The organism is Rhodococcus sp. NPDC058532 (genome assembly GCF_042719255.1).
In the GTDB taxonomy this organism is placed as follows: domain Bacteria; phylum Actinomycetota; class Actinomycetes; order Mycobacteriales; family Mycobacteriaceae; genus Rhodococcus_G.
Genome location: NZ_JBHXNU010000027.1, coordinates 1 through 1,762, shown reverse-complemented (window position 1 = coordinate 1,762; position 1,762 = coordinate 1). Strand labels below are relative to the sequence as shown.

The following is a 1,762-nucleotide window of genomic DNA, read 5'->3' as shown; positions in this document are numbered from 1 at the left end:
CCTGAGTTGGCTCATTTCGTTAGTGCGTGAGTTCCGACCCGGCGATCCGGTCGATGAGGTCCCGAGTCTCCGGGGCGATATCGGGTGGGAACGTGTGCCGGGTGCCGTTGATCGCGATGGTCGCCGACCGCAGAGGTCGAAGTCGTTTGACGACGTTGCCGATCGCCAATCCCGAACGGTGTTGGACCAGGTAGGACACCGCCAAGGCGGCGAACACGATCGTCAGATGCGCCTCGATCGCGTCGTGGGTGCGGTGGAAGATCGGCCGCGCCCGCAGATCCGTCTTCGACATCCGGAACGACTGCTCGACATGCCACAGGTCGTGGTACTTGCCGATCACCTCGCCCGGTTCCATGAGCGTGGCGGGGATGTTGGTGACGTACCCCTTCAACCCGACCAGCGACCTGGCCCGCTCCAGGGCCGAGGTGTCGAGGCTGCGACCGGCAGCGGTGGTCTTGACGAACCGTGTCGACTTCGGCGCCTTGTCGCCGTCGACGACATCACGGGCCCTCGCCTCCTGAAGGTTGAGGGTCCGGTTGTCTCGGACCGCCCGGCGTTTCGAGTACTGCCAGACCGCCCGCCACGAGTTCGGGTGGGTGCCGGGCTGCCAGACGGGTTCGGCCCGCTTCGCGGTGTCGTTTACAGTGCTCCTGCCGTGCCTCGGTGTCACCGTGTCGATGATCTGTCCGTCGACGAAAACATCACCGTTCCAATGGAAATGAGATGCAAGATCGCCCGGGGCTTTCGTCATGCGTGAGCCGACGATGAACTTCAACCCGGCCTCGTCGAGGGACTTGAGATTCGCTGCGGACAGCATCCCGGCGTCGGCGGCGATCACCATCTCCACCCCGGCGATGTCGTGGCGGGTCTGGAACTGGCGGACGATGGGGACGATGGTGGTGGTTTCGGCCTTGTTGCCCTCGAAACACCCGATCTCGAGCGGAAATCCGGTGCGGTCGACGAGCAGGCCGACGACGATCTGCGGGTCGACTCGACGTTCCTTCGAGTAGCCGACCTTGCGGAGGTCGTCTTCCTTCTCCGCCTCGAAGTACAGCGTGGTGACGTCGTAGAGCACCAGGGACAGGCCACCGGTGTCGGCGGCGTGGGCGAAGCACCGGTCGGCGATCGTGCCGCGGTAGTCACGGTCGACGATCCACCGCAGGTGCCGCTTGATCGTGGCGTAGCTCGAGGGTTCCTTCCCGAGATCGCGGACCACTCTGGCGGCGTCGAGTTTCGAGCCCGGCTCGACGATGCGGGCGATGACCAGGTCTCGGAACACCTCGTCGGCGATCGAATCGAACCCGAGGTGGTCGTACACGGTTTCGAGCACCTGTCGCAGGATCACCGACCCGGTGGCGGTGGTTCGGCCCGGCGCATCGACGACCGGCAGGTTGTCCACGACGGGCAGCAGTGAACCCTGCCCGGTCGACAGGACCTTCGCCACCGGCGTTTGCGGGGTGACGTCCAGGTCGAGGGTGTGCTGATCGGGTTCGATCCACGACCGGGCGCGTTCGAGGAGCATCCCGAGTTCGAGATCGGTGTGTGCCGATCCGATGTGTTTGACGATCTCCTGCCGGCCGCCCACGTATCGGGCGACCTGCACGGCGGTGGCCCCGGACTTGGTCCGGACCCGCCTGATGAACGTCACCCGATGAGGGTAGACCGGCCCTGTTAGTGCGTGAAACCGCCGTGTTCGAGAAGGGAAAGGGCAGGTCATGGGCTCGGTCAGCGATTTCACGCCACGAAGTGAGCCAAGTCAGGT

The 1,762-nt window shown here is 65.0% G+C and carries 1 protein-coding gene; it reads right to left on the bottom strand.

The features are described from left to right. Nucleotides 1-19: 19 nt before the first annotated feature. The gene (locus tag ACFWQG_RS20270; RefSeq protein ID WP_378509449.1) at nt 20-1,648 is read right to left on the bottom strand and encodes an IS1634 family transposase; all 1,629 of its coding nucleotides are present in this window, start codon (nt 1,646-1,648) and stop codon (nt 20-22) included. Between the last annotated feature and the right edge of the window lie 114 nt (nt 1,649-1,762).